General features: G+C 60.9%; 19 protein-coding genes and 4 pseudogenes. 12 read left to right on the forward strand and 11 right to left on the reverse strand.

Annotated elements, in window-relative coordinates; genetic code table 11:
- From AC0L2F_RS28220 to AC0L2F_RS28230, 3 genes and pseudogenes are all read right to left on the reverse strand, one after another.
- Positions 1 to 560: pseudogene (locus AC0L2F_RS28220) on the reverse strand (hypothetical protein); the annotation flags it as partial.
- Between the two features lie 699 nt (positions 561 to 1259).
- Positions 1260 to 3149: a sensor histidine kinase gene (locus tag AC0L2F_RS28225; protein WP_473250659.1), complete on the reverse strand. Its 1890-nt coding sequence runs from the start codon at positions 3147 to 3149 to the stop codon at positions 1260 to 1262.
- A gap of 278 nt (positions 3150 to 3427) precedes the next feature.
- Complete coding sequence (locus AC0L2F_RS28230; protein WP_245313309.1) at positions 3428 to 3748, reverse strand: hypothetical protein; 321 nt, start codon at positions 3746 to 3748, stop codon at positions 3428 to 3430.
- 177 nt (positions 3749 to 3925) lie between these two features.
- On the opposite strand from AC0L2F_RS28230, the gene AC0L2F_RS28235 reads away from it, so the two are divergent.
- On the forward strand, positions 3926 to 4189 hold the full coding sequence (locus tag AC0L2F_RS28235) for a hypothetical protein (RefSeq protein ID WP_007605545.1): 264 nt from the start codon (positions 3926 to 3928) through the stop codon (positions 4187 to 4189).
- 109 nt (positions 4190 to 4298) lie between these two features.
- Positions 4299 to 4547 carry a hypothetical protein gene (locus tag AC0L2F_RS28240; RefSeq protein WP_473250660.1) on the forward strand — a complete coding sequence of 83 codons (249 nt, stop codon included), beginning with the start codon at positions 4299 to 4301 and terminating at the stop codon, positions 4545 to 4547.
- A 530-nt stretch (positions 4548 to 5077) separates the two neighbouring features.
- Here the strand turns inward: AC0L2F_RS28240 and AC0L2F_RS28245 are convergent.
- From AC0L2F_RS28245 to AC0L2F_RS28260, 4 genes are all read right to left on the reverse strand, one after another.
- The gene (locus tag AC0L2F_RS28245) at positions 5078 to 5221 is read right to left on the reverse strand and encodes a hypothetical protein (RefSeq protein WP_473250662.1); all 144 of its coding nucleotides are present in this window, start codon (positions 5219 to 5221) and stop codon (positions 5078 to 5080) included.
- 58 nt (positions 5222 to 5279) lie between these two features.
- Positions 5280 to 5633 (reverse strand): hypothetical protein, encoded by a 354-nt coding sequence (locus AC0L2F_RS28250; protein ID WP_473250663.1) that lies wholly within the window; start codon positions 5631 to 5633, stop codon positions 5280 to 5282.
- A 277-nt stretch (positions 5634 to 5910) separates the two neighbouring features.
- Positions 5911 to 7335, reverse strand: a complete 1425-nt coding sequence (locus AC0L2F_RS28255) for a methyl-accepting chemotaxis protein (RefSeq protein ID WP_473250665.1) — start codon at positions 7333 to 7335, stop codon at positions 5911 to 5913.
- Between the two features lie 109 nt (positions 7336 to 7444).
- Positions 7445 to 9193, reverse strand: coding sequence for a methyl-accepting chemotaxis protein (locus AC0L2F_RS28260; RefSeq protein ID WP_473250666.1), 1749 nt, complete (start codon positions 9191 to 9193; stop codon positions 7445 to 7447).
- A 205-nt stretch (positions 9194 to 9398) separates the two neighbouring features.
- Between AC0L2F_RS28260 and AC0L2F_RS28265 the strand changes: the two genes are divergently transcribed.
- The 7 genes and pseudogenes from AC0L2F_RS28265 to AC0L2F_RS28295 all read left to right on the forward strand — a co-directional run.
- The gene (locus AC0L2F_RS28265) at positions 9399 to 10145 is read left to right on the forward strand and encodes a YebC/PmpR family DNA-binding transcriptional regulator (RefSeq protein WP_007605550.1); all 747 of its coding nucleotides are present in this window, start codon (positions 9399 to 9401) and stop codon (positions 10143 to 10145) included.
- Between the two features lie 71 nt (positions 10146 to 10216).
- A complete protein-coding gene (gene ruvC / locus AC0L2F_RS28270; RefSeq protein WP_007605552.1) occupies positions 10217 to 10744 on the forward strand; it encodes a crossover junction endodeoxyribonuclease RuvC in 528 nt (175 codons plus the stop codon).
- Positions 10741 to 11358 carry a Holliday junction branch migration protein RuvA gene (gene ruvA / locus AC0L2F_RS28275; RefSeq protein WP_473250667.1) on the forward strand — a complete coding sequence of 206 codons (618 nt, stop codon included), beginning with the start codon at positions 10741 to 10743 and terminating at the stop codon, positions 11356 to 11358. The genes ruvC and ruvA overlap by 4 nt, the downstream gene beginning before the upstream one ends.
- Positions 11355 to 11885: a hypothetical protein gene (locus AC0L2F_RS28280; protein WP_473250668.1), complete on the forward strand. Its 531-nt coding sequence runs from the start codon at positions 11355 to 11357 to the stop codon at positions 11883 to 11885. Before ruvA ends, AC0L2F_RS28280 begins: the two co-directional genes overlap by 4 nt.
- A complete protein-coding gene (ruvB, locus tag AC0L2F_RS28285; RefSeq protein ID WP_473250669.1) occupies positions 11882 to 12934 on the forward strand; it encodes a Holliday junction branch migration DNA helicase RuvB in 1053 nt (350 codons plus the stop codon). The genes AC0L2F_RS28280 and ruvB overlap by 4 nt, the downstream gene beginning before the upstream one ends.
- A gap of 128 nt (positions 12935 to 13062) precedes the next feature.
- Complete coding sequence (locus tag AC0L2F_RS28290; protein WP_473250670.1) at positions 13063 to 13980, forward strand: metallophosphoesterase; 918 nt, start codon at positions 13063 to 13065, stop codon at positions 13978 to 13980.
- 77 nt (positions 13981 to 14057) lie between these two features.
- Positions 14058 to 14129 (forward strand): annotated as a pseudogene (locus tag AC0L2F_RS28295) (acyl-CoA thioester hydrolase); the annotation flags it as partial.
- Here AC0L2F_RS28295 and AC0L2F_RS28300 read toward each other — a convergent pair.
- Positions 14111 to 15814 (reverse strand): recombinase family protein, encoded by a 1704-nt coding sequence (locus tag AC0L2F_RS28300; protein ID WP_473250671.1) that lies wholly within the window; start codon positions 15812 to 15814, stop codon positions 14111 to 14113. The pseudogene AC0L2F_RS28295 and the gene AC0L2F_RS28300 overlap by 19 nt on opposite strands.
- An 801-nt stretch (positions 15815 to 16615) precedes the next feature.
- Positions 16616 to 16776 (reverse strand): annotated as a pseudogene (locus AC0L2F_RS28305) (IS256 family transposase); the annotation flags it as partial.
- Between the two features lie 1405 nt (positions 16777 to 18181).
- Here AC0L2F_RS28305 and AC0L2F_RS28310 point away from each other — a divergent pair.
- Complete coding sequence (locus AC0L2F_RS28310; RefSeq protein ID WP_473250672.1) at positions 18182 to 21286, forward strand: efflux RND transporter permease subunit; 3105 nt, start codon at positions 18182 to 18184, stop codon at positions 21284 to 21286.
- Positions 21287 to 22660: 1374 nt separating this feature from the next.
- Here the strand turns inward: AC0L2F_RS28310 and queD are convergent.
- Positions 22661 to 23023, reverse strand: a complete 363-nt coding sequence (gene queD / locus AC0L2F_RS28315) for a 6-carboxytetrahydropterin synthase QueD (RefSeq protein ID WP_473250704.1) — start codon at positions 23021 to 23023, stop codon at positions 22661 to 22663.
- 705 nt (positions 23024 to 23728) lie between these two features.
- On the opposite strand from queD, the gene AC0L2F_RS28320 reads away from it, so the two are divergent.
- Positions 23729 to 25147 carry an MATE family efflux transporter gene (locus tag AC0L2F_RS28320; protein ID WP_473250705.1) on the forward strand — a complete coding sequence of 473 codons (1419 nt, stop codon included), beginning with the start codon at positions 23729 to 23731 and terminating at the stop codon, positions 25145 to 25147.
- An 86-nt stretch (positions 25148 to 25233) separates the two neighbouring features.
- Here AC0L2F_RS28320 and AC0L2F_RS28325 read toward each other — a convergent pair.
- A pseudogene (locus AC0L2F_RS28325) lies at positions 25234 to 25635 on the reverse strand (transposase); the annotation flags it as partial.
- On the opposite strand from AC0L2F_RS28325, the gene AC0L2F_RS28330 reads away from it, so the two are divergent.
- On the forward strand, positions 25600 to 25869 hold the full coding sequence (locus AC0L2F_RS28330; protein ID WP_473250711.1) for a hypothetical protein: 270 nt from the start codon (positions 25600 to 25602) through the stop codon (positions 25867 to 25869). The pseudogene AC0L2F_RS28325 and the gene AC0L2F_RS28330 sit on opposite strands and share 36 nt — an antisense overlap.
- Positions 25870 to 25990: the final 121 nt, after the last annotated feature.

The following is a 25990-nucleotide window of genomic DNA, read 5'->3' on the forward strand; positions in this document are numbered from 1 at the left end:
CCTGCCAGAAATGGTCCCCAATACTCAACGACATTGGCCAAATATCCAACCTTCAATTCCACCTGCCGGTTCAGGAAAGTCTGATAATAGCTGAGTGTCGCAAGGCTAAATGCGTTCGGTCCGGCCGGTGCCCAGGTGTCGTAATTGTAGATGCCGCCAACCGCGATCTGACCGTCGGAAATCCCGTATCTGCTGAGGTCGTAAGTCATCTGCATCACGTTATTCGTGAAGAAGGTTGGCTTTTGACCATTATAGACCTGCTGGCCAAACGTGCTCCGTTCGGCGGGCAGCATGTTGTCGTATAAGTTGTTGTTCGTGTAGCCGACGTAGCCGATCCCGAGTGCCGCGAGACTTGATCGGATGCCGGCGAAATCGGGATCGACGGTGTCCTGCGGGCCAGGCAGCGCCACGATAAGCCCCTTGATCCGAAGCGACTGGAAGTCAACCTTTGGCGCGACTGGCGCGGGGCCGAATGCGGTGTCTTCTGTCAGCTCCGCAGCATGACAAGTCGCTTGCAGAAGGAAGCCAGCACAAATCGATAATGCGAACGCCTTCAACATGCAGTCCCAATCGCAACGCGAGGTGCACTATCAGGCTGGCACGGCTAGCAGACCTCATCAAGTGGTAGAGATGATGAGCTTTTGCGACCGCAAATGCGCTTGCTTCTACGGGGGCACATGTCTTTGACATGCGAATTCGTGCTCCGTCATACGCTCGGGAGGACTACCGGAACATGCCCCACAATTTGGTACCAACCCGCAACGCAACCCGAAAACGCCCGGGTGAAATATCTTCAATCTATGGGTCGCGCGGTCCCCGCACAGTTCTATGCCCGTCCAAGGACCCCGGCCTCAGGCCCTGAGACAATCTCTGGGGTGATGGGTGCCGATGTCCGGTCGGATCAGGCGTAGGCTCCGAGTGTGGGCGATGACCTGATCTTCGCAGGTCGGGGGGAACGTCAGAAGATGAAGGGCTTTTTTGTCGGCCTATTCTGCGGTGCCATTGCCGCTGCCATCGTTTGGGCGGCTAGCGCTTTGGTGGAAGCCTCAACGCTCGCCCGAAGACGATGCTCTGTACGACCACGTCTCGCCCGCAATGGCGGCAACGCGGTCGCCTGCGATGCATTCATGCGGGTCTACGCTCGCGCGAAGACGGACGCTGCTTTCGAAAAAACATTGAAAGAGGAAGCGCGACGATGGTTGCCTCAGGGGCCAGCAAACGCGCTACCACGGTGTTCGGCCAACAGGCGCGGTTTTGGATCAACCGACAAAAGGAAGCCTGATCGTGAACGAGGCACCGCCGTGCTCTCGATTGCTCGCTGATATGGACCCGTTGTGCGCTTCGATAATGGTGCGCGCAATGGACAAGCCCATGCCCATGCCTTCGGCTTTGCTGGTGTAAAACGGCTCGAAAACCTGTTTCAATTTGTCTTCTGGAATGCCGGGCCCGCGATCTGATACGGATAGCTCGGCAAATTGATCGGCGCGCGCAGTCCGGATGGTGATAGTGCGGCTTTCGTGAGGCGTGTCCTTCATAGCCTCGACCCCGTTCAGCACAAGGTTCAAAATGACTTGTTGAAGCTGAATGCGGTCGCCGAGGATCGGTAGAGCCTCCGCCGTGATCACGTTGGCCATTTCGAATTTTCGGCTGACGGTCAGCGCCGAAAGAAACCTGATCGTCTCTTGCACAATTTCATTGAGGTCCAATCGCTTCAATTCGAACGGCGCCTTTTTGAGGAGGCTGCGCATCCTGCGAATGACCTCGGTGGCACGCCGGTCATCCTGCAAAATATCGCTCACAATTTCCCTGAGCTCGACAACATCAGAAAGCGCGGCGATATCGGGACGCTGCGATTGCAGGATCGCGGCTGCGGTTTCGGCGTTCGTCAGAATAGACCCAAGCGGCTGGTTGATCTCGTGAGCAATCGAGGCGGTCAGTTCGCCAGCGGTCGCGAAGCGATTGACGTGGGCCAGTTCAGTCATGCGCTGCCGCGACTGTACTTCGGCGAATTGACGACGACGATGCTCAAATAGTAAAAGTGCGATCAGTCCCGCTTGCGCGAGGACAAGCGCGATAGTGAACGTGATTTGCCACCAATATCGCTCCCACAAATTGGGCTCCCGGAAGTAAACCGTGCTGTCAGGCGGCAGTCTGCTTTGAGGAATTCCCCAGCGCTGCAGTTGTCGCCAGTCAAACATAGGCGCGGCCAGCTGGACAAAACTCGGCTTGATGTCGGCAACATTTTCGCCATTGAGGATGCGAAGCGCGACTTCCGCCGCCTGCTTGCTTTGTCTGGCGACGACCTGCATTGGTCCACCGACGATGCCCTCTCCGAAAAAACTTTCGTCGTGAAAAAAGATGGGTGCATTGGCTACGCTGTAAAATCGGGTAAACGCAGTGTTACCTTCATGCGCCACTCCCGCCGCATCGACATTCAAACCAATCCAGAAAATCGCACTGTGCGGCGGAAGGTTGGCCGCATCCTTGAGCATGTCTTCGAAGGAAAGTTCATTGTACCATCGAAACTGGACACGATCCGCGAACCGCGCGGTGGACTTGGCGACCTCGTTACGCCACCAGGTTTCGCTCGGCGAAGCACCGACTACGATGGCAATCGTAGTTGTTTGAGGTAGGACCTGCAGGATATTTTCAAAGAAAACAGGATCGTCGTTCGTGATTGCCACGACGGTGTCGTACTTGGTCAATTTATCGAAGTCCACGCGGCGTCGCTCTACCAGAGTGTACAGCATCGGCGTAGTTGCAAAGAGGTCCTTGCGGTGCGCCTGCACGAAATTGGCAGCAGGCGCACCGATCGCGACGATCAGGTCGGGCGGCTGGTCTATATTGAGGGAACGAAGATACTCGACAAAGGGGGCGTCCGACTTGTCGCTGCTTCGCCGGGCATTCAGCAGCGATTGGTCTTGAAATTCAATGGATGCCCGTCGGCTCAGCTCGGCGCGAAGGGCTTCCGAATAATCGGTCCAAGGCCTGAACCTGAGACCGAATGAATGCAGCATCAGTACTCGCTTTGGCTGTGGATCGGCTGCCGGACTTTGGCCTGTCATCGCGATCAACAATGCGATGCTCAGCCCGGCGGTGAAGCTCCGCACCCGACAGGTTCGCCATGAGCGAGACAGCCAGAAAAGCATCGCGGTCCGAGCCCCGATCCAAGTGGAGTACCGTATCCGCTCGATTAGATTATCAACAAGCGGAGACAAGGGGAAACTACGGGCAATTCTGACACAAGCAGGTCCGCAAGAGTTCATAGCGGGGCGTAGCGCGGTCCCCGCGATAGGCCACGTCGCCAAGAGTACCTGCAGATCGTACCTGCAGACCGATGACGCTGGGTCGCCATCGTCGGACGGTCACCGCCAGCGATTGCTTGCGCGCGCAGAGACCAAGCCGCGCTATCGCGCGTCGCTACGGATCAATAGGCGCAAATATAGTTTCCGTAATAATCGTAGCAACTGCGGCGGTACGCAGCAGCGCCAACGGCAGCCGCGCCGACCGCTGCCGCTCCCACACCGTAGCCGCGATAGCCATAGCCGCGATAGCCGCCCCGATAACCTGCGCCGCGCACTGCAACAGCGCCGCCGCCCCGCGGTCCTCGAACCGCGACCGCACCGCCGCGGTAACCGCCGCCACCCCGATAGGCACCTCCGCCGCGCCGAGCCTCGGCATCATCGGGGATCAAGCAGACGATGAGCAAAACGAAAGCGGCAAGAGGAGCGAGAATATAGCGGAGCATGATGGAACCCTTCCATGAATTCACTAAGCCCCGCTCGCGAGATTGCGGCTCACTCCGCGCGTGAGGTTGATGTAGATCAATCGAACCCGCGCACTGCGACGCCTACGCTGTGTTGAGCCGCACCTGAGGCGGCTTCCGTCACTTTCGGTGACGCAAGTGCGAAAAGGGAGGTCCGCCATGCATTCGAGAAAGCTTCTTTCGATCAGGTCAGCGACTGTTGCCGGGATTGCTGCTAGCGCCCTGTTGGGCCTTGCAGGTCTCACGCTAACTCCAGGCCCAGCCAATGCGGTCGTGTATTGCCAGTACACTGCTTACCCGGTGGGCTGCGTTGCCCGGGCAGGCGTCGTGCTCAGGCCGCGCCCGGTGGCGCGCGCTGCAGTGCGTCATAACGCCGGTGGCAATGCGAATGGCGGCGTCAATCGCGTCGGAGCCAGGCGGTAAAGGCCGATTTCGCAAGCCAGGAGGAAGCCGTCATCGTTTCGTCCCGGTGGCGGTTTTTCTTTGTCTGGCGAGGATAGGCCAGTGGTACCGCCGGGGGCGGCATTAGGGCATGAAACACACTTGGTACGTCACTTTTGAAGTGCCGCCGGACGGCACACTGTCAAGGCGGCGACATCCGCGCCTGACCAACACGTTTGAAAGCGAAGCAGCAGCCAAGGATTTTGCGCGAACCAAATTCAACGACGGACTGATCGTCACTGCAGGGACCATCATCCCTCACTTTCCGAGAGTGTCGATCCCATCGACGGAAATCCCAACGTGGCTTGAAGCACCGGGCCAGGTTGATCCAGATCAATAACTCGGCCACCGACGCTGGTGACATGCTCTGACGGGGCAGCAACCGGGAGCCTGAACATGAATGAACGTTCGGAGCCGAAACAGCTCTGTCGTCGCAACGCACTAACCTTCCTTGGATACGCAGGAGTGTTTGGGCTTTTGGCTTCGTCCGCAATTTTTGCGGCCTCAGAGGCTGTTGCTCAAACCACCGCGCCAGCCGCCGCGCCTACCACGCCGCCAGCGGACGTGCCGAAGTCAGGCACAGAACGCCGACAGGAGCGGCGCAGCGGGCGAACCGAGCGGCGACAGGAACGCCGCACGGGACGCACAGAGCGGCGCCAAGAGAGGCGTACAGGACGTGACGAGCGACGGGACGCTCGCGACGGCACCCCGGCCGCTGCGACGACCACGGAGCAGAAGAAGTAATCCGATTTGGCAAGCACAGCTACCGGGCCACCTCAACGTAGGCCCGGAAGGCCGTACAGCGCGCCGCCAGCGCCGGGCTACCAGACAGCTGCCGAGCCCCTACCGTATCCAGCCTGAAGAACGACCTTAATTCATCTTGCGCCGGAGCTTCTCAACGAGGGCGCGCAGGTCGTCAATATGTTCGGCAAGTAGCTGCCGCGCCTGCTCTATAGGTGATTGTTTCCGCTCCGGCGCGTCGTTGCCCGCAGGGTCTTCGTCAGGATCGTCCATTCTCCTTAGTACGCGGCGTACCGGAAAAAGGTTTTATCAAAAGTGGCAACAGCGTGCCCTAAATAGAGGCGCTGCGGTCTGCCTTATCCGCAGCCTCCAGTATCGCGAGCTGGCTCGCGAGGCCGGTAAAACTGCGGGATATATTCTTCAAGATGTTCAGTGTTCGCTCGGGTGTGCCGGGTTCAGCGGCCCTGCATCTGAACGCAGCGGCGAATTCCAGGCAAGCTGCGGCCGTGGGCATCGCAGCAGGTCCGGTGCCGCTGATTGCTGGTCGACGCAGAAGTTCTTCAGATGCGGCCATCTGTGCGCGTGCGCGTTTTATCTGCTGCTGCACGGCGCCCGTTGCGTGCGGATGCTCGTCAAGTGTGCTGCGGTGGCTTTCTTCGAGGTCCTTGCCCGGGTAATAGCGCATGGCTGTTCTTCGCCCTCTCCACGCATTGGATGAACGTAAATAGTTTCACTCCTCATGATCCTCTGCAAGGAGGGGTGCGGATTTCGGAATAATAGCACTCTACGCCTGTTTTGCCCGACGGCGCAATGGCCTCAACAGGCACCTACTGGATCGACGGATTCATCAGGCGCTTAAGTCCTTGATTCTGCTCGCCCCGGCTACCGTGCATGGGGTTGTTTTCGAGGTTTTTGATTCAAGGACGCCATGCGCCGCCGCCGTAAGCGCGTCGCGACGACCGTCAGCTCTGCCGAAAGCCCATCCGGAAGGCGCCCCAGTGCTTGCCGCGGATCATGATCGGCGAGGACAGATCCTTCATCAGAACGAACTGCCCGCCGCCCATGTCGCGGCGATAGGTCTGCAGCAGGAACGGCTTGGTGTTGGCCGCGACCTTCTGCACCGCGCGATCGGTGAACAGGCGGCGGTTGCGGCAATTGGCGTTATTCCAGACCGGGTCCTTGCCCTGCGGCAGGCGGTAGTTCGGGTTGTGCGTCGGCAGATAGCCGCCCTTGGCCCAGGCGACGCAGAACACGATGCGGGGATCGGACTTCTGGATCGGGTCCTGGATCGCGGGCAGCAAGCGGTCGGTGAAGTCGACATAGTCAGTGTTGTACTGCTTGGGATCGGTGCCGGGGATTTCCCGGTAGTTCTCGTCCATGAACTGGTCGAGCGTGATCTCGCCGCGGCCGATGGCCGCTTCGAACTCGTCGGAGATCCGCTTGGCGGTCTCGACGACGGTTCGGATCAGCGGTGCATCGGATGTCTCCACGCCGCTGTCGGCGATCAGCGCGATCAGGCCTTCGGACGTGTCGAGCAGCTTCGTCACCCGCTGATCGGCGTTCTTGAGATCGCGCGAGGAGAGGTCGACGCCCCTGGCGAGTTCGTTGAGCTCGCTGATGACGGTGTCGCAGTGTCCGAGATTGGAGGTCGCCGCGCGCGTGACGCTGCCGATCTCGGCTTCCACGGAGGCGAAGCCCTGCTGGACCCGCGAGATGATGCCGGAGATGCGCTGGGCGCCTTCGCCGGCCGTCTTCGCACGCTGCGAGGCGTCGCTGCTCTCGCCGATCAGGCCTTCGATCTGGCCGTCGAGATCGCGCACGGTGTCGGAGATCTGGTGTGTGGCCTGGCGCGTGGCTTCCGCGAGGTTCTTGACCTCGCTTGCGACCACCGCGAAGCCGCGGCCGGCATTGCCGGCGCGTGCCGCCTCGATGGTGGCGTTGAGCGCGAGCAGATTGGTCTGCTTCGCGATCGCCTCGATCGAGCCCGACACTTTTGCGACTTGTGCCAGCGCGGAGCCGACGGCGCTCAGGCGCGCCTCGATCCGCTCCACGGCTGCAACGAGCTCGGAGATGTGGCTGACCGCGGCGTCGACTGCGCCGCGCGACTGCGCGATCTCGCCGACCGCCGCTGACGTGGTCGTTTGCACCGCCTGCGACGCGTTGGCGATGTCGTGATTGGCCGACACCATCGTCTCGGCGGTTTCCTGGAGATGATGAAACCGTTCCGACTGGTTCGCGACGCGGCTTGCGACTTCCTGGACGTTGCCGGCGATGTCAGCGAGTTCCACGCCGAGGCCGCCGATGCGGTCGGCGAGCTGATCGATCAGCCGTTCGGCAAGCGTTCGGTTGGAGCCGGTGTCCAGTACTGCAAGTTGTACGACGGACATGTCTTGAGAGTCCTCCAGTCAGAGCCGTTCGCCGGCTCTCCGCGGCATTCCCATTCCAATTCCGGACCTAAGAGGTGATTCGCGCCTTGGCGTCTTGCCTGAGCGCGCACTAGAGCTTGTAGGCCGTCCTGAATCCGCCCCAGTGGCGGCCCTGCACGCGGATCGGAACGTCGATCTCGCGCATCATCACCGTATTTCCGTTCCCCATGTCGCGCGCATAGCTCTGCACCAGATACGAGCGCAGGTTGCGCGCGGCAGCCAACCCCGCCGGATCGTTGAACATCCGCCGGTTGCGGCTGTTGGCCGTGTTCCAGGCAGCATCGCCCGGCCGCTGCGGATGCGAATAGATCCTGTTGTGCACCGGCAGGAAGCCGTTGCGGTCGACCATGGCGCAGAACGCCAAGCGCGGGTCCTTTGCCAGAAAAGCCTCCTGGAACGCCGGCAGCGCGCGGTCGGCCCAGTCCAGATATCTGGTGCGGTACTGCTGCGGATTGGTTCCGGCGATTTCGGCGTAGTCAGTGTCGAAGAGGTCGTCGATCTTCACCTCGCCGCGGGCAACCGCCTGCTCGAAGATCGCGGTCAGCGCGTTGCCCGCTTCCATGGCGCGGGTGACGAACTCGGTGTTCTCTTCGTGGATCGACCAGAGCCTGTCCTCGATCTTCTCGCTGAGCGCAGCATCGGGATTGACGAATTGCGCGCGGGCGCCGGCCTTGGATTGCTCGACCACGCGCAGGCGGCATACGCCGACGCCTTCGAGGGTGCCTTCGACCATTGCTTGCGACGCAAGGCGGCCCGCGTCCGCGCCGCCGATCAGCACGCCGTCCATCGCTATCTCGTAGACCGGCAGCACGCCGCGGACGGTTTCGAGCTTGAGATGGCAGGGCAGCCGCTCGGTCTTGCGGCGGTCGTCGTGCTCGCTCTGGCGCAGCAGCACGGCGCAACGCGATTTCAGTTTCTGTGCGAAGGCGGTCACGGCCTTGCCGGCGCTGGCGACGTTCTCGCCGTGGCTCTCGGCTGCCTTGGTCGCAGCATCGATCTCGGCTGCGCTTTCGCCGACCGAGATGATGAACTCCGACGCGCTTGTCGCGTTGCCGGAGACTTCGCTGGTGGTGGCGTTCTGTTCGGCGACTGCGCCGTTGACGGTCTCGAACACCGGGCGGATCGCCTCGATCGCCTGCGAGATGCGGTGCACCGCATCCGCGGAGCCGGCGGCGTCGCGCTGCAGCGCGTCGATCTTTTTGGTGATCTCCTCCGTCGCGCCCTGGGTCTGCACCGCGAGTGCCTTCACCTCGGTGGCGACGACCGCAAAGCCTCTTCCCGCAGCGCCCGCGCGCGCGGCCTCGATGGTCGAGTTGAGCGCGAGCAGCGTCGTCTGCCGTGCGATCTGCGCGATCAGGTTGACGACGTTGCCGATGGCGGCCGAGGATTCGCGCAAGCGATCGACGTTGGCGCGGGCTTCCTGCGCCGCGGCGCTGGCCTCGTCGGCGAGCTTGCCGGCCTCGCGGACCTGCGCCCCGATGCCCAGCGCGGACTGGGTGAATTTGTCGGCGGCATGGGCGAAGGTGGAGGCGTTCGATTGTGCAGCGTTGGTCCGGCCGGTCAGAGCGTCGGTGCGGTCGCGGATGGCGGCAAGCGTCGTGGCGGTCGCCTCGGCGCCGCCGGCTACCGAATTGGCGGCGCGCTCGAGCTGGCGAATCATGGCGCCCAGCTCGAGTTCCAGCAGTTCCAGGATTTCCTTGGCCGAATCGCTCTCGACGGCCGCGGCAGGCTCGGAATGGGCCGCCGGCTGCGCAGCCTGCGGGGCAGCCGCAGTTGCAGCCATGTCCGGCAGACGCTTCCGAAATAGTCCGAATGCCATCAGGTCTCTCTTGTCGGGGGACGGTCGGAGGCTATTTTCGCAGGCTGGAATGAAATCAGGGTTAACGGTGCCTGACATCTAGGCACGGGCCCATACGGTGTTACCTTAAAGTCGTAGAGCCTCTTTCTTTCCAGGGGGGTGGCGGCCTATAAGGCCGCGCTTCCCACGCTCACCTTGGCGCACGAGTCCCTAGAGAAGATCACGCATGGCCGGACATTCCCAATTCAAGAACATCATGCACCGCAAGGGGCGGCAGGATGCCCAGAAGTCGAAACTGTTCGGCAAGCTGGCGCGGGAAATCACCGTTGCGGCCAAGCTGGGGACGCCCGACCCCAACATGAACCCGCGCCTGCGGGCAGCGATCACCGCTGCGCGTCAGGAGAACATGCCGAAGGACAATATCGAGCGCGCCGTCAAGAAGGCGCTCGGCAATGACGGCGAGAATTATGACGAGATCCGCTACGAGGGTTACGGCCCAGGCGGCGTTGCCGTCATCGTCGAGGCGCTGACCGACAATCGCAACCGTGCGGCTTCCGACATCCGCTCCTTCTTCACCAAGTCCGGCGGCAATCTCGGTGAAACCGGCTCGGTGTCCTTCATGTTCGACCGCACCGGCATCGTCGAATACGACCGCAGCGTCGCCTCCGACGATGCGGTGCTGGATGCCGCGATCGAGGCCGGCGCCGACGACGTGATCTCGAGCGAAGGCGGCCACGAGATCTACGCCTCGACTGAAGGCTATCGCGACGTCGCCAAGGCGCTGGAAGCCAAGTTCGGCGAGCCGCGCAAGGCCGCGCTGATCTGGAAGCCGCAGAACACCGTCGCGGTCGACGACGAGACCGCCGAGAAGCTGCTCAGGCTGATGGACCTGCTCAACGAGCACGACGACGTCCAGCACGTCTACGCCAATTTCGAGGTGTCGGACGCGCTGCTGGCGAAGATGGGCGGGTAGGGGGCCACTTCCCCTGTTACTTCCGTTCTGTTTCTGTTTCCCCCACGGCGGCCAGCCGCTATCACTGGCCCATGACGACGCTCCCGATTCGTGGCCCCGTTCGCATCATCGGCATCGACCCTGGCCTGCGCCGCACCGGCTGGGGCGTGATCGAGGCCGAGGGCAACCGCCTGATCTACATTGCCTGTGGCTCGGTAGAACCGCCGGACGATTTGCCGCTGGCGAGCCGGCTGCTCGCGATCCATGAGGGGCTCGCCGCCATCCTGTCCGGTCACAAGCCGATGGAAGCCGCGGTCGAACAGACTTTCGTCAACAAGGACGGAGTCGCGACGCTGAAGCTCGGCCAGGCCCGCGGCGTCGCCATGCTCGCGCCTGCGATGTTCGGCATCAGTGTTGCCGAATACGCGCCGAACCAGGTGAAAAAGACGGTGGTCGGCGCCGGCCACGCCGACAAGCAGCAGATCGCGATGATGCTCAAGATTTTGCTGCCCAAGGCCGATCCGCCGTCCGCGGACGCCGCCGACGCGCTCGCCATTGCCATCACCCATGCCCATCATCGCCAGAGCACCGCGCTGCGGCTGAAGGTGGCAGGCTTATGATCGGCAAGCTCAAGGGCCTGATCGATTCCTACGGCGAGGATTTCGTCATCCTCGACGTCGGCGGTGTCGGTTATCAGGTGCATTGTTCGACGCTCACGCTGCAGCATCTGCCCTCGCCGGGCGAGGCCGCCGTGCTGTCGATCGAGACCTATGTGCGCGAGGATCAGATCAAGCTGTTCGGCTTCCGCAGCGACCAGGAACGCGAATGGTTTCGCCTGCTCCAGACCGTGCAGGGTGTCGGCGCCAAGGTCGCGCTTGCCGTGCTCGGCACGCTGCAGCCGTCCGACCTCGCCAACGCCATCGCGCTGCGCGACAAGGCCGCGGTGGCGCGCACGCCTGGTGTCGGCCCCAAGGTCGCGGAGCGCATCGTCACCGAACTGAAGGACAAGGCGCCGGCCTTTGCCAATGTCGATCCGGCGGTCGTGCATCTCGCCGGTGCCGTGGACGACCAGCGCGCGCCCCGGCCCGTGGCGGACGCGATCTCCGCGCTGGTCAATCTCGGCTACGGCCAGCCGCAGGCCGCGGCCGCGATCGCATCGGCCTCGCGCAGCGCGGGCGAGAGCGCCGAGACCGCGCAGCTCATCCGGCTGGGCCTGAAGGAGCTGTCGAAGTGAGTGCGGCCCGCGCCAATCCCGTCGCCGTTCTTTTTCGTCGCCTTTCGCGCGTGGCCGGTATCGTCGTGATCTTCGCCGTTGTGGGGCCGCTGACGGTCGCCGCGCTGGTTTCGGTGATGGTGACGACGCTCGGTGCCGCGGTGCTGCAGATGTTTCTTGCGCTCATCGAGCTGGAAGCACTGCGCACCCTGGTTTCGATCGCGATCGTGCTGCTGGCCATCGCCACGGTTCTCGCCTCGTTCCTTCCCGCAGTCGCCGCCGGCTTGATCTTCGCGCTGGCCGCGGTCTACGCCGACCTCAACATGATCTGGATGGCGTGGCTCGCCGCGGCCGTGGCCGCCGCCGGCTTCGTCGGGTTTGGCATGTTCGTTGTGCCCGCCGAAACCTCCGCAGTGATCTTGCCGAGTGTCCGTTCCGCGCCTGAGGCGCTGAAGCTGTCCGCCATGCTCGCTATCGTCGCTGTCATGCCGGCCAGCCTGTGCTGGTGGCTCGCGAAACCGCTGCACCGTGTTATCCTGCCCGCATGAGCACTCCTCCCCGCATGGTCACGCCCGAGCGCCGCAGCGATGATGTCGGCGACACTGCGCTGCGTCCGCAATCGCTATCCGATTTCGTCGGCCAGCAGCAGGCGCGCAAGAACCTCTCGATTTTCATCGAGGCGGCGCGCAAGCGCGGCGAGGCGCTCGATCACGTGCTGTTCGTCGGTCCGCCGGGCCTTGGCAAGACCACGCTGGCGCAGATCGTGGCCAAGGAGCTCGGTGTCGGCTTTCGCGCCACGTCGGGCCCGGTGATCGCCAAGGCTGGCGATCTTGCCGCGCTGCTCACCAATCTCGAAGAGCGTGACGTGCTGTTCATCGACGAGATCCATCGCCTGAGCCCGGCAGTGGAAGAGGTGCTCTATCCCGCGATGGAGGACTTCCAGCTCGACCTTATCATCGGCGAGGGCCCGGCGGCTCGCTCGGTCAAGATCGAGCTGTCGAAATTCACCCTCGTCGGCGCCACCACGCGCGCCGGCCTGCTCACCAATCCCTTGCGCGATCGATTCGGCATTCCTATCCGGCTCAATTTCTACACCATCGAAGAGCTGGAAAGCATCGTCACCCGTGGCGCCCGGGTGCTCAATGTCGGCATGAGCGCGGACGGCGCCAACGAGATCGCGCGCCGCGCCCGTGGCACGCCGCGTATTGCCGGCCGGCTGCTGCGCCGCGTGCGCGATTTTGCCTCGGCGGCCGATGCCGACAGGATCGATCGCAAGATTGCCGACCACGCGCTGAGCGCGCTCGAGGTCGATGCCGCCGGCCTCGATGCCATGGACCGCCGCTACCTCACGACCATCGCGCAGAACTATGGCGGCGGCCCGGTCGGCGTCGAGACGATGGCCGCCGCTCTGTCGGAGCCACGCGATGCGATCGAGGACATCATCGAACCCTATCTGATCCAGTGTGGCTATCTGCAGCGGACCCCGCGCGGCCGCCTGCTCACCTCGCACGCCTTCCGCCATCTCGGGATCGCCGAGCCCTCGCGCGATGTGGCGGCACAGTTCGGCCTGTTCGGCACCGACGAGAGTGACGACTGATCTGCGCAAGTACGGACTGCTCGGCCGTCATTAATTTCCGGTCATCTCGTGCAGAGGGTCTGCACAAACGCACCCCATTTCTGCTCCAATAGGGTCGCATCAAGGAGCTGCATCACCATCGAGCTTCCATGATCACGCGTCGTCATCTCATCCGTTCCATCGGCGCCCTGTCCGCCCTCGGCGTCTCGACCGCGGCCTATGGCGTCGGCGTCGAGCCGGTGCTGCGGCTTCGCGTCACCCGCTATCATCCAACCCCGCGGCAATGGCCGGCGGATTTCCAGCTGAAGATCGCGGTGATCGCCGACATCCATGCCTGCGATCCCTGGATGTCGCTGGAGCGGATCGAGGCCATCGTCGATCGCACCAATGCGCTCAACGCGGATATCATCGTGCTGCTCGGCGACTATGTCGCCGGCCTGCACCAGGTCACGCGCATCATTCCGGCGAACGAATGGGCCAAGGTGCTGGCCGGCCTGAAAGCGCCGCTCGGCGTCCATGCCGTCATGGGCAACCACGACTATTGGGTGGACAGGACCGTGCAGCAGGCTGGGCACGGGCCGACGGTCGCGCATCGCGCGCTGGAGGCGGCCGGCATTCCCGTCTACGAGAACGACGTCGTGCGGCTCGCCAAGGACGGCCGCGCGTTCTGGCTCGCGGGCCTCGGCGATCAGCTCGCCTTTCTGCCGGCGCGACGCTTCCGGAGCACGGGGCGCTTCGGCGCCGATGATCTCGACGCGACGCTTGCCAAGGTCAGCGACGACGCGCCGATCATCCTGCTCGCGCATGAGCCCAATATCGCGCCGCGTGTGCCCGCCCGAGTCGCGTTGCAACTGTCCGGCCACACCCATGGCGGCCAGGTCCGCCTGCTCGGCTGGTCGCCGGCGGTTCCACCGCAGCACGGCCTCCGGCTCGCCTATGGTCATGTCCGGCTGAAATGCGACGTCATCATCTCCGGCGGCCTCGGTTGCAGCATCATGCCGCTCCGCGTCGGTGTGCCGCCGGAGATCGTCGAGGTCAGGCTGGGACGGGGGCCGGCGGTCGCGTAGTCCAGCTTGCGCGGCCGGCCGTTTTTGCGCAAAACGGGCCTCTATCTGAAAGCGAAGAGGCTCGCGACGTGACAGCTCATCTCGACGGCGAGATCCGCGACGGCCGCCACCACATGCAGGTCCGCGTCTACTACGAGGACACGGATTTCCCTGACTTGCCATTGTCGTAGTATGCAAACGTGCTGATCTCTCGCTCCTTGCTGCGGTTTTCGGGAAAAAGGTTCCTTCCGTAAAGCGCGGAGCTGTTCAGGTAGGGCGTATATTCGTAGGGCATCCGCTTGCGAACCGGATGCACTACTATGCATTCAATCAAGTTGCGGAAGGCAATGCGAGTTTCGATCGCCTTCGGATTGGTTTTGAGCGCGGTGATAAGCCTTCTAACCTCCGAGGAGTATCGGTCACTGAATTTCGGGCGATCGAAGCCAACTATATTTTCGCCGCCACCGCCCAGCAGCCGCAAGCGCTCTTCAACGCTTTCCCGCTCCAGGTCGCACTCATCGATCCGCTTGAGCAATTCGTCCGGCTTGCGGCGGCTATTTGCGATGGCATAAGAGAGGCGTTCGATCTCGGTAGTCAATACGCGGCGTCGACGCTCTAGCTTATTGTGTTCGCTGCCATTGTTCCGATCGTTTTTGCGCTCCTCCTTCCAAGTACGCATCGCCTCTCCAATGGCTTTCGGCGAAAGCAATTTCACCTGGATTTTTTCGGAGGCATCCTCGAGCAGAACGTCCATATCAAAGCTACGGGTGTGCTCGCAGGTGCCCCGCTGATGCGCGCTCGCGCATGCCGCGCGCGGCGCACCGTTACGCGAGGATTGAGCGATTCGCATATGGCCATTGCAGACGCCACACCGGAGCACACCGGCAAGCGGGTGCTCATTGTTGCGCGGACTCACGGCGCGACGCCGCGGCTGGCCAGTCGGTCCGAACATAGATACCGCGCGCACCCTACGAACCTTCTGCGCTAGATCCCAGAGCCCTTGCGGAACGATCCGCAGCTCTGGCTTTTTGACGATAATGTGGCGTTCTGCTGGATTGCGGCGCTTCTGTTTCTTCTGCGTCTCTGGGTTAAGAATTGTCGAGCGAACGTTCCAATGTATCTCGCCGATGTATAGTTCGTTGCCGATAATGCCGCGACCATGCCGACCGCCTGTGATGCACTGATGGTTCCAGGTGGTGCGACCCGCCTTGTTCTTGTGACGAGTTGCCCCTGGTGAGGGCACGCCTTCGCGGGTGAGGTCAGCGGCGATAGTTCGGGTCGAGCGGCCCGCTGCATATTCTTTGAAGATGCGGAGCACAATCTTTGCTTCGTTCTCATCGATTACGCGCTCGCCGGGCGCGCCCGGCCTCGGCCGATAACCATAGGCGTATGAGCCCGGAATTCTTCCGTTCGCAACAGCGTTGTCATGGCCGCGCCGAACCTTTTCGGCGAGCTGCGGCTTGTAAATCGTGTTGTACAGACTTGCGATGCTAATGTCAGTGGCGGTCGCGTAGACTCCTTTCTGATCCATCAACTCAACGCCGTTGAACTCGAAAACCTGCTTGAGACGCTGGATGGTTGCGGGATCGCGCGACAAGCGGTCGAAATGCTCAACGACGACTACGTCAAACTGCTGGCTTCGCACACCGTTGAGCAAGCGCTGATAGCCGTCCCGCGCACCTTCGGTAAGACCAGATTTTGCGGCATCCACAAACTCGCCGACGACATCGAGGTTGTTGCGCAATGCGACCTTGCGGCAGAGTAACAGCTGACCGTCAATCGAGCTCGCCTTTTGCATGTCGCTCGAATAGCGCGCGTATATTACGGCCGTTTTCTTCGATGACGGTGTCGTCATGCCGGTCCTCTATCGGCTGCCCCGAGCCATGATTTTCATCCCGTGCGATCTGACGTCCGATGGCGCGCGCCAACTCAAACCAGATTTCCTCATTGTCCGGATTATCCCAGCTCTGAGGATGGGAGGGGGCAAGCGGTCGAATGGTCGCTCGTTGTCGTCGGAAAGATCGGATGCGGGTAGGCATTTGCAAACTCGCGAGCGGAAGCTAGCGTAAATTTCCGCGCTGCGCTACGGCCAAGCCGCAGCGATTACTCGCAACGCGTCCCTCATGCTGGCTTCGGCAGCGTCGAATGAAAATGAAATTCGTCAAGTGCCGCAGCGTGCGTGAGGGCATTCCTGGCGATGAGGCGCGTAGTCCAGAGCAGAAATGCTAAGCAAAGCAGAGTAAAAATACTTGCGGGTGGCGGCGGCGTAAGTTTGTTATCGGGTGCGGGTGCGGGTGCGGGTGCGGGTGCGGGTGCGGGTGCGGGTGCGGGTGCGGGTGCGGGTGCGGGTGCGGGTGCCCGGTGCGTAGGAGCCGTCCTCGGTTCCCCACAGATTGTAGTGGCTGCCGCAGAGCCCCGGCGAACTGTAACGTTCAGCCCAGACGCGGTGGTCCGAGCCCAAGGAGCCTTCGATGATTGGGTCTTTTCTTATTCCGCTTGTTCGATCGCTCTTGCGTCGAGGCTCCAAGAGCTAGCAATCGCGCCTTCGTGAGCTCCGCAGTAAGGCGCGAAAAGCACTGTCAGAAATACTCGTGTTCCTCAGCATGCTGTAACTGGCGCTCGGGCAACCGGTTCGCCGGCAAGAGGGCCGGGCCGCTCAGCTGGCGGCCGGAAGGCTGACGCTCGAATCATCGCTCAAAGGCGCGATGGTTTCCAGCGTCATGTAACGGGCGCGCTGGACGGCCCATTGTCGTTCTGTTCGAGCAGGACCGCTCCAATGAGGCGAACCATGGCCTTCTCCTTGGGGAACATGCCGACCATATGTCCAAACCGGTTCACAGCCCTGCTGCACCACATCGAGAAAGACGCTCTGCTTCGGGCGTTTCGACGACAAAAGCCCGCAGGCCGGCGCGGAGGTCGATGGGATAAGGGAGGCAAAGTACGAAGAGGGGCTCACGGACCAATCCGCGATCTCTGCGCACGGGTCCACACTGTCCCTACCGGCTACAGCCGGTGCGGCGCGTCTACATCCCCAAGCCGACGGGGTAGGCGGCCTCTCGGTGTGCCGGCCGCTAGAGGACAAGATCGTCCAAAGCGCGGTGGCCGAGGTGTTGAGCGCCGCCTATGAGGTCGAATTCCTCGGGTTCTCCTACGGCTTCCGGCCGGGGCGGAATCCTCAGATGGAGCTTGATGCCCTGCATCCGGCTATCATGACATATCCAGTGTCTTCGATTCGGTCGACCACGAGTGGCTGCTGCGGATGGTGGCGCACAGGATTGCCGATCCTCGTATCCTGCAGCTCATCGAGCTGCGGCTGCGAGCTGGCGTTCTTGAGAGCGGCGAGAAGCAAGACACACACCGCAAAGGGCAGGATCAGTCCGCTCCTTTCCAACATCTTCCTGCATTACCTCCTCGATCGCTGGGTCGACCACTGGAGCGGTCGCCATGCACGCGGTCGCGTTGTGACCGTGCGCTTTGCGCACGACTTCGTCATCGGCTTCGAGAGCAAGGCAGATGCCCAGGAAATGCTCTTGGCCCTCAAGGCGCGACTGGCCGGCGCTCCATGCGGACAAAACCCGGTTGATCGAGTTTGGCGCGGTTCGCGGCCCTCCCGCGTCAGCCGCGCAGCGAGCGGTGGCCGAGACCTTCGCCTTCCTGGGGTTCACTTACTTGCGGGCGGACCCGAGATGGCCGGTTCATCGTGAAGCACAAGACCGAAGGAAAACGCCTGTGCTCTCGAACAACATCACAAGTCTCGCGCGGCTCATGCGGGCGCCGCTCGTCGACAAACGTTGGTATAGGTTATGCAACCCGTTCTATATCCCCCGCTTACCTCTGTAGAGTTGAGCTGCCCGTCGGCTTGTCTGTAGTTTCAGCGTCGAAGCTGGATTGTCCGAAGGGTGGGGCGGCGCGAAATCCTAAGCTGAGTTGATAAGTGTTGGAGGTCCATCAGCACATTGTGTGCTTCCTCCAGAAGCAAGACCCAGTGATCTTGGACATCGGCTGCTACGACGGAGCTGACTCTTTACATTGTCTGCGGCTTTGCCCAGAGGCTCAGCTCTACTGGTTCGAGCCGGACCCCCCGGGGCGGTTGCTAGCTTAAGAGAAACATGGGGCTCTACCCTGAGAAGGTGCCCCTGGCCACAGTCGCCGCGTTGATGACTGTTGCTGTAGCCTGGCTTACTGGCCAATTTCCGTCAGTCTATTGAATGCGAGCATCGCGATGGCATTTACCGAGCTCTTCATCAAACGTCCGATATTGTCTATCGTCGTCAGTCTCCTGATCCTGCTGACCGGCATTGGTGCGGCCACCGTTTTGCCAATCCGGCAGTATCCTAAGCTGACCAACACGGTCGTCAATATCACAACCTCTTATCCTGGCGCCTCCGCCGACATGATCCAGGGGTTCATCACCACGCCCCTTGAGCAAGCGCTCGCTTCGGCCGAAGGCGTTGATTACATTACGTCCTCCTCGGTGCTCGGTGCCTCGACGATCCAGGTCTATATCAAGCTCAATTTCGAGCCCAACGAGGCGCTCACTGAAGTGCTCTCCAAGGTCAACTCGGTCAAATATTTAATCCCTAAGGAATCGAACGATCCGGTCGTCACCAAATCTGCCGGTCAGACTACAGCTGTCATGTATATCGCCTTCTCCAGCGAAGAACTGACGGCCAGCGCGATCTCCGACTATCTCTCGCGCGTGGTGCAACCGATTATGTCAACTGTAGACGGCGTCGCAGCGGCAGACATCCTCGGCGGCCAGAGTTTTGCGATGCGGTTATGGCTCGATCCCGCGAGAATGGCGGGCCACGGCGTGTCGCCAGCTGATGTTTCGGCTGCAATCGCGGCCAACAACTTCCAGGCTGCGGCCGGCCAGACTAAGGGCTATTTCACTCTCTCCGACGTCACGGTCAACACTGATCTGCGGAGTGTTGATGACTTCAAGCGCATGATCGTCAAAGCCAACGACGGCGGCTTTGTGCGCATGGAGGACATCGCGACAGTCGAGCTTGCGGCGCAGAGCACAAACGCCAGCGTCGCGATGAACGGCGAACACGCGATCTTCGTCGCCGTGCAGGCGAGCCCAGAAGGTAATCCACTGAACATAGCGCGAGGCGTTCGGGCACTGCTTCCAGAAATGAAGCGCAGCCTGCCGCCATCGCTGAAGATGGAAGTGGCCTACGACTCCACCAAGTTCATCCAATCATCGGTAGACGAGGTGGAGAAGACGCTCCTTGAGGCGGTCGCGATCGTGGTGTTGGTGATCTTCCTGTTCCTGGCCTCCCTGCGGTCTGTCATCATTCCGGTCGTCACCATTCCGCTGTCCATTATTGGCGTCTGCGGTATGATGCTGGCGCTGGGGTTCTCATTCAATTTGCTGACCCTCCTTGCGATGGTGCTTGCGATCGGTCTTGTGGTTGATGACGCAATTGTCGTGGTGGAGAACGTTCATCGCCATATGGAAGAAGGTGCGTCGCCCGCGCAGGCCGCTACGAACGGCGCGGGCGAGATCGTCGGCCCCGTCCTCTCCATGACGATTACGTTGGCCGCCGTGTACGCGCCCATCGGCTTTCTCGGCGGCCTCACCGGCGCGCTGTTCCGCGAATTCGCGTTTACACTGGCGGGTTCGGTGATCGTGTCGGGCGTGATCGCGTTGACGCTGTCGCCCATGATGTGCGCGGTCTTCCTGAAGAGCGCTGAAGAGGGGCGGTTTGCAAAGTTTGTGAATCGTGTGTTCAGCGCTATGACGCGCTGGTACGGCCGCAAGCTCGACCGCTCGCTCGACTATCGCCCGATTACCGGGCTGTTTGCGCTGACCATGCTGGGCCTCGTCGCCTTTCTGTATATGCACACTTCCAAGGAACTCGCACCCGAGGAGGATCAGGGCATCGTATTCGCACTGACAAAAGCGCCGAAATACGCCAATATTGATTACCTGGATTATTACGGCGCCAAGCTCGACAAGGCACTCCAGAAGTTTCCCGAGACGGATTTTCGCTTCGTGCTCAACGGCATCAGCGGTCCGCAGGGCGGCATGGCCGGGATGTTGCTTAAGCCTTGGGCCGAGCGCAAGCGCTCATCGATCGCGCTGAAATCGCTGGTCCAGGCCGAGCTGTCCAAACTGGAAGGCATCAACGCATTTGCCTTTAGCTTGCCGCCGCTTCCGGGCGGTTCCGGCGGCTTACCAGTGCAGATGGTGATCAAATCGACGCTCGGTTTCCAGTACATCTACGAGCAGATGTCGGAGCTGAAGGATGCCGCGCGCAAGAGCGGTCTGTTCATGGTCAGCGACTCTGACCTTGAGTTCAACCAGCCGGGGGTGCGAATCAAGGTCGATCGATCCAAGGCGAGCGACCTTGGCATCACCATGCAGAACGTCGGTAGCGCGCTCGCGACCCTCCTTGGCGGAAACTACGTCAATCGCTTCAACCTGCAGGGCCGCTCCTACGAAGTGATCCCGCAGGTGCCGCGCGAGAAACGCCTGACGCCGGAATCACTTGGGAGCTATTATGTCAAGACAGCGGCGGGCTCGATGCTGCCGCTATCGACCGTGGTCTCCATCGAGACTGCGACCAATCCGAACGCACTCACCCACTACAACCAGGTCAACTCCGCGACCTTCCAAGCCGTACCGATGCCCGGAGTCACGATCGGTCAGGCTGTGGACTTCCTCGACGTCGAGGCAATGAAACTGCCCGCAGAGTTCAGCCACGACTTCCTCGGGGACGCCCGTCAATATGTGCAGGAGGGTAACAAACTAGTCATCACCTTTGCGTTTGCACTCATCGTCATTTTCTTGGTGCTCGCGGCGCAGTTCGAAAGTCTGCGCGATCCCCTCATCATCATGTTCAGCGTTCCCATGGCAATCGCCGGCGCCTTAATCCCGCTATTCTTTGGCTTGGCGACGATGAACATCTACACCCAAATCGGACTGTTGACATTGGCTGGGCTGATATCCAAGCACGGTATTCTGATGGTCCAGTTCGCCAATCAGCTGCAGCTCAAGGAGAGACTCGATTCCCGCTCGGCCATCGAGATGGCGGCGCGCGTCCGCCTCCGCCCAATCTTGATGACCACCGCGGCGATGGTCACGGGCCTCTTACCTTTGTTGACCGCAACGGGTGCTGGCGCCGCGAGCCGCTTCTCGATCGGGCTCGTGGTCGTCGCGGGCATGTCCATCGGCACGCTGTTCACGCTTTTCGTGCTGCCGGCGCTCTATGTCGCGATCGCGTCGGATCACCGCGCCGACGCGAGTTCCGATCACGTCCAGAACGCCGCCGAGCTCACCTTCATCGGAGCATCCGATGCCCACCTGGCCAAGCGATGATCCTAACGATCAACTCGGGTTTGCTCGATCGCGCCGCTAGCGTAGCGGCGCTGCTCGCCGACCGCGGTAACTTGATCGCACTGGGTGCCTGCAGTTCATGGCGGCGGACAGGAAGGATGATCCGCGGCTGCTGCGCTTCGTCTCGATCTACTGCTTGCCCGAGGTGAAGGACTACATCGCGACCAAATACGGCCGCTTCATTGTGCAGATGTGGTGAGCGACGGATGCCTGGGAGGGTTTCACGGTCCCTTGCGCGTCCGGAGCTTCAAGCCGGTGGTGCGAAGCTTGGGGAGAATCATGTGTTCGGCGAAGAGCGCGTCACGGATCCGTTTCTGCTCCGACAGGCGGATGCTGTTGTTACCTGACCGAGCAGGCCACCGCCACGTGATTTGCCGGACATCACGGCAGCATAACTCGCAAGATTGACGTCGCCCGGGACAGGGACAGAATCCATGTTCCCCGAATGGGTGGTGTACCCATTTTTCAATTGGTTCTTGGTGGAGAATTATTCACTTCCTGACCGCGCTGCAATTGCTGTCTGAAAAGAGACCGCTGATGTGCTGCAGGCTTAGATAGTTGCCAAGAAATTCAGTCCCCGCCAATTTTGGGCGCGAAACGAGCCGGCCAAGACGCGATAGTCCGGCGATTACTCGAGCGCGGCCGCCATTTCGGCTAAGGTTTGGGGATCGGAGGTTCCCGGGATGAACCCGCGGTCGGTGCGGGCCTGACTGCACTCTATCGGATGCGGCGGGGCGAGGCATCGGTTCCTGTGGACAGCTGTTCGCCCGGTTTACGTCCGCAGCTATTGGTTGGGTGGAAATAACCAGTCGGCCAAGGGATGCATCCGTGACCAGTCAGCGCGGACGCTCGAGTCCGGCACCTCGCCAGCGTCAATTGAGGCTTCGCCCGTCGAAGCGTCGAACGGGGGGTATTGACGGCGATGTCTATGGCACGCTCGCGCACATGCGGGCTTGCGCGATCTTGCATCCACCCGTGCTCCTCGCATTGGCGGCTAGCGCCGACCTGCTGCAGCACCAAGTCGCCCAGCCGCAGCGTCCGGGATGGCGGGTCGTCTCGCCGGTACAATCAGCATCGAATTCGCTCCTGAGGACGAATCCCTCAGATCGTTCCGCGGTTAGCACAACGCGGGATTCCGAATCGTTTGGCCGGAAGCCTTTCGAATGCGGTCACGTGATGGGTGTCCTCATAGCCAAACCGGGCGCTCCGGTCGGATCCAAGGGCTCTTCTGTGAGCGCGGAAATCTGGCCGCGGGCGTGGCGGATGAAGAGCCGAATCGCAGATCGAGCAAGTCCGCTTCTGAGCCGAAGAACGACAGGCGCGCCGCATCGACACAGTCCCAAATGAGCGACGAATTCAGCGATCGGGCCCGTCATATTCCGCCCAACTATCCGTCGTCTCGTACACCCTCACGCTCGAGAGTTGGCCGAGGCGCGGTTTCGCGTGCTCCCAGATCCAGATGGCGATATTTTCCGCCGTCGGATTTTCCAGTCCCGGGACGTCGTTCAGGCAATGGTGATCGAGCTTCTTTATAATAAGTCCAAACGCTTCCTCCAAGTTCAAGAAATCCATTACGAATCCGGTGTGCGGATCGACGGCCCCGTTCAGCACGACCTCGACGCGATAGGAATGACCATGCACCCGATGACAGCGATGTGTCTGCGGGACGTTTGGAAGTCGGTGCGCTGCCTCGAACTTAAATGCTTGGGATATCTTCATGTGATGCCGAGTGTTTGTGGGACTGCACGATAAGCCGCCATTTCGGCTGAGCCAGACAGTACGCGATAGCCCGCCGCTCGACGGCGTCAGGGTGGTCTTTCGATCGAAGCAGAAATTGTCCAAGCCACGCTCATCGAACCGGTCTGGCAGGCTGCCGGTTGCGGCCATACGAATTTTCAGTTCGTGTCCGCGAGTGACGGCCAGCGCGGCGCGATTTACTGACGCAAATCAAGTCACCACGCTGGCCGGGGCCGGCAGCCTGCCGTTCGTCTCGATCGCGCTGAGGAACCCGATATCGTGTACAGATTGCAGGACATCATCGAACCACCACAGTGGTTCTGAGCACGTTCATTGCTTGTGCCATGCAGATGATGGAGCGTCTACTACAAGATCCGGTAGATGCCAAAACCAACTTGAGGCTCTAGGGTCTGGCCGCGTTTCCCCGCCGATCATCATCCCGAGAAGTGAACGCAACCGGCACGATGCTCAACCAAAGGGCGGAACGGCACAATATGACTAGCAGAACCTGGGGCTACCCTCGAACACCTCAGTCAGTATTCGCTACAACTGACGGGAGGCGTATGCCCAGGCAAAAATCAGCTTTGAAAACGTCAACCTATCCAGGCGATCACGGCTTGCCAGAGCAGATCCGGAGAGGATTGCGCTGAGTACGCCATCGTCGAATTTGGAAAAGTTCACTTGTCCGTGAATGGACCGAATACAGAATTCGCCCTCGACAGCAAGCGCAATGTGATGCCAAAGAAAAAACAGCACGTCGATCTATCGGACCAGAATCTCTTGAGTCTTATCCTGCGGCTCGCCATTCCGTCTGTTGTTGGATTATCGATCCATGCGCTGCAGCAGGTCGTCAATGCGATCTTTGTTGGCGCCCTAGGCGCGCAGGCGATCGCAGCTGTTAGCATGACCTTGCCGATCGTGGTCCTGCTCGCCGCAGCCGGACAGGGGATCGGTGTTGGAGCAGCGTCGTTCATATCTCGTCATCTGGGCGCTCGTGAGTACCTAGAAGCGAGTCGAGGCGCAAGCACGGCACTCGCGCTGGCCGCTCCGATCGGTATCATAGTCACCCTCACTCTGCTTCCAAATCTGCCAGGGATATTTGCAACGCTCGGAGCAACCCCAACCATCATGCCCGTGGCGCTCGACTACGCGGGAACGGTTTTGTTGGGGTACACCCCGATGCTACTAAATACCGTCAGCGGGTTCATTGTAAGAGCCGAAGGCTATACACGATTTAGCATGTGGGTGATGATGACCGCGTTTATCCTGAACGCTGTGCTTGATCCCGTCTTCATATTTTCACTTGACCTTGGCGTGCGAGGCGCAGCCCTCGCAACGCTGGTGTCTCAGATCTCTGCTGTCGGACTGTATATCGTGTATTTTACGAAGCTTGGCGGGACGGTTCTCGTCAGGATATCTCACATATCATTGCGAGCAGATCGCATCAGACAGCTCGCGTTGGTAGGCGCGCCGGCGACAATGACGAGTATCTTATCTGCTCTTGCCGTTATGCTCTTGTACGGAGCTGCTGCGCCGTTCGGCGACGATTCCATCGCCGCGGTTGGAATAGCTGTGCGTATCTTGATGGTCGGCGCACTGCCTATCACCGGGTTCTGTATTGGCGCTCAAGCTATCCTGGGTTTCGGTTGGGGCGCACGCGACTATGCTCATATATTGAGAGCTGCGAAGTTCATGCTCTTCGTGACGATCGCATTCTCGGTGCTGTATTCTGCGGCCGTTGTGATTTTTGCGAGGCCTTTGGTGAGCCTATTTAGCGATAACGAGTACGTCACCGAAATTGCCGTCTCGACCTGCATCGTGTTCCATCTCTTCTTTGGACTGTTTGGGGTTCAGAGTTTCGTGACGGCAATGCTTCAGTCATTTGGGAGAGCGCGCCTCAGTGCAATTGTGTCCTTGGCCAGGCAGGGGTATCTCTTCATACCGACCGTACTATTATTCCCGCTGGTAGCGGGTTTTAACGGACTGTTAGCCAGTCAAGCGCTCGCAGAGCTTGGCGCCGGAATAATCGCTCTCATCGTCATGTTCAACCAGTTCGGCGAGCTCAGACGAGCGCTCCGGCACGGTCCTCAAGAGCGATCGGGATAGCGGGTTGAGCTGAGAACGGATATGATCGAGGCACAGAGCATTGGGCGCTAGCCTCCTGGGAGGCTCGCCGTTAAAGCGTGATGGGACTAGCTTCGATAGCCTGAGTTTTTGAGGTAGTTGGCGCATTCTTCGGGTGTAAATGCATAAAGGAGTTCGCCGATGGCGGCGCAGACCGCATCGACGGTTCGTGCGGCTGCCTTGCGGAGCAAACGCTTGAGTTTGGCACGACTTGTTCGATGGGGTTCAGGTCGGGTGAGTATTTTGGCAGGAAGAAGAGTTTTGCTCCGGCGAAGCGGATGAGCTGGCGCACGGCTTTGTTTTTGTGGCTGCCGAGATTGTCCGGGACGACGATGTCGCCGGGCCGAAGGGTCGGCAGGAGAACCTTCTCCACATAGATCGGAAGCTCACGCCATGATTGGTCCCTCGATGAACCATGGCACATTGATCCGGTCATGGCGCAGGGCAGCCAGAAAGGTAATGGTTTTCCAACCCATCTGGCCCCGAGCAACGCTGCCGGTCTCATCGACCCGCTTCATCCAGCCGATCGCCGTGCTGATCGCCACTCCAAACTGCTTGGCGGCCCGATTGCGCGCCCTACCGGCCAAATTAAGGGCGTCAGCTCTTACGGCATTGATATCGGCCAAAGGCTGGAAGTCGAAACGGCCCAAGGCAGCGGCAATGTGGTCGGCCGTGAAGCGGGGGTGATCTCAATCGAGAACTGACTGTTACACCAGTAACATGCGGCGTTTCCGAATTGGTGAATGGAAATGCGAACCCCCTTTGCGCTTTGCCACTCTATGGCAAGCAGCTAAATGCAATGGCGCCAATACAAAAGGTGATGCT

It is taken from the genome of Bradyrhizobium sp. Ken64, from assembly GCF_055807555.1.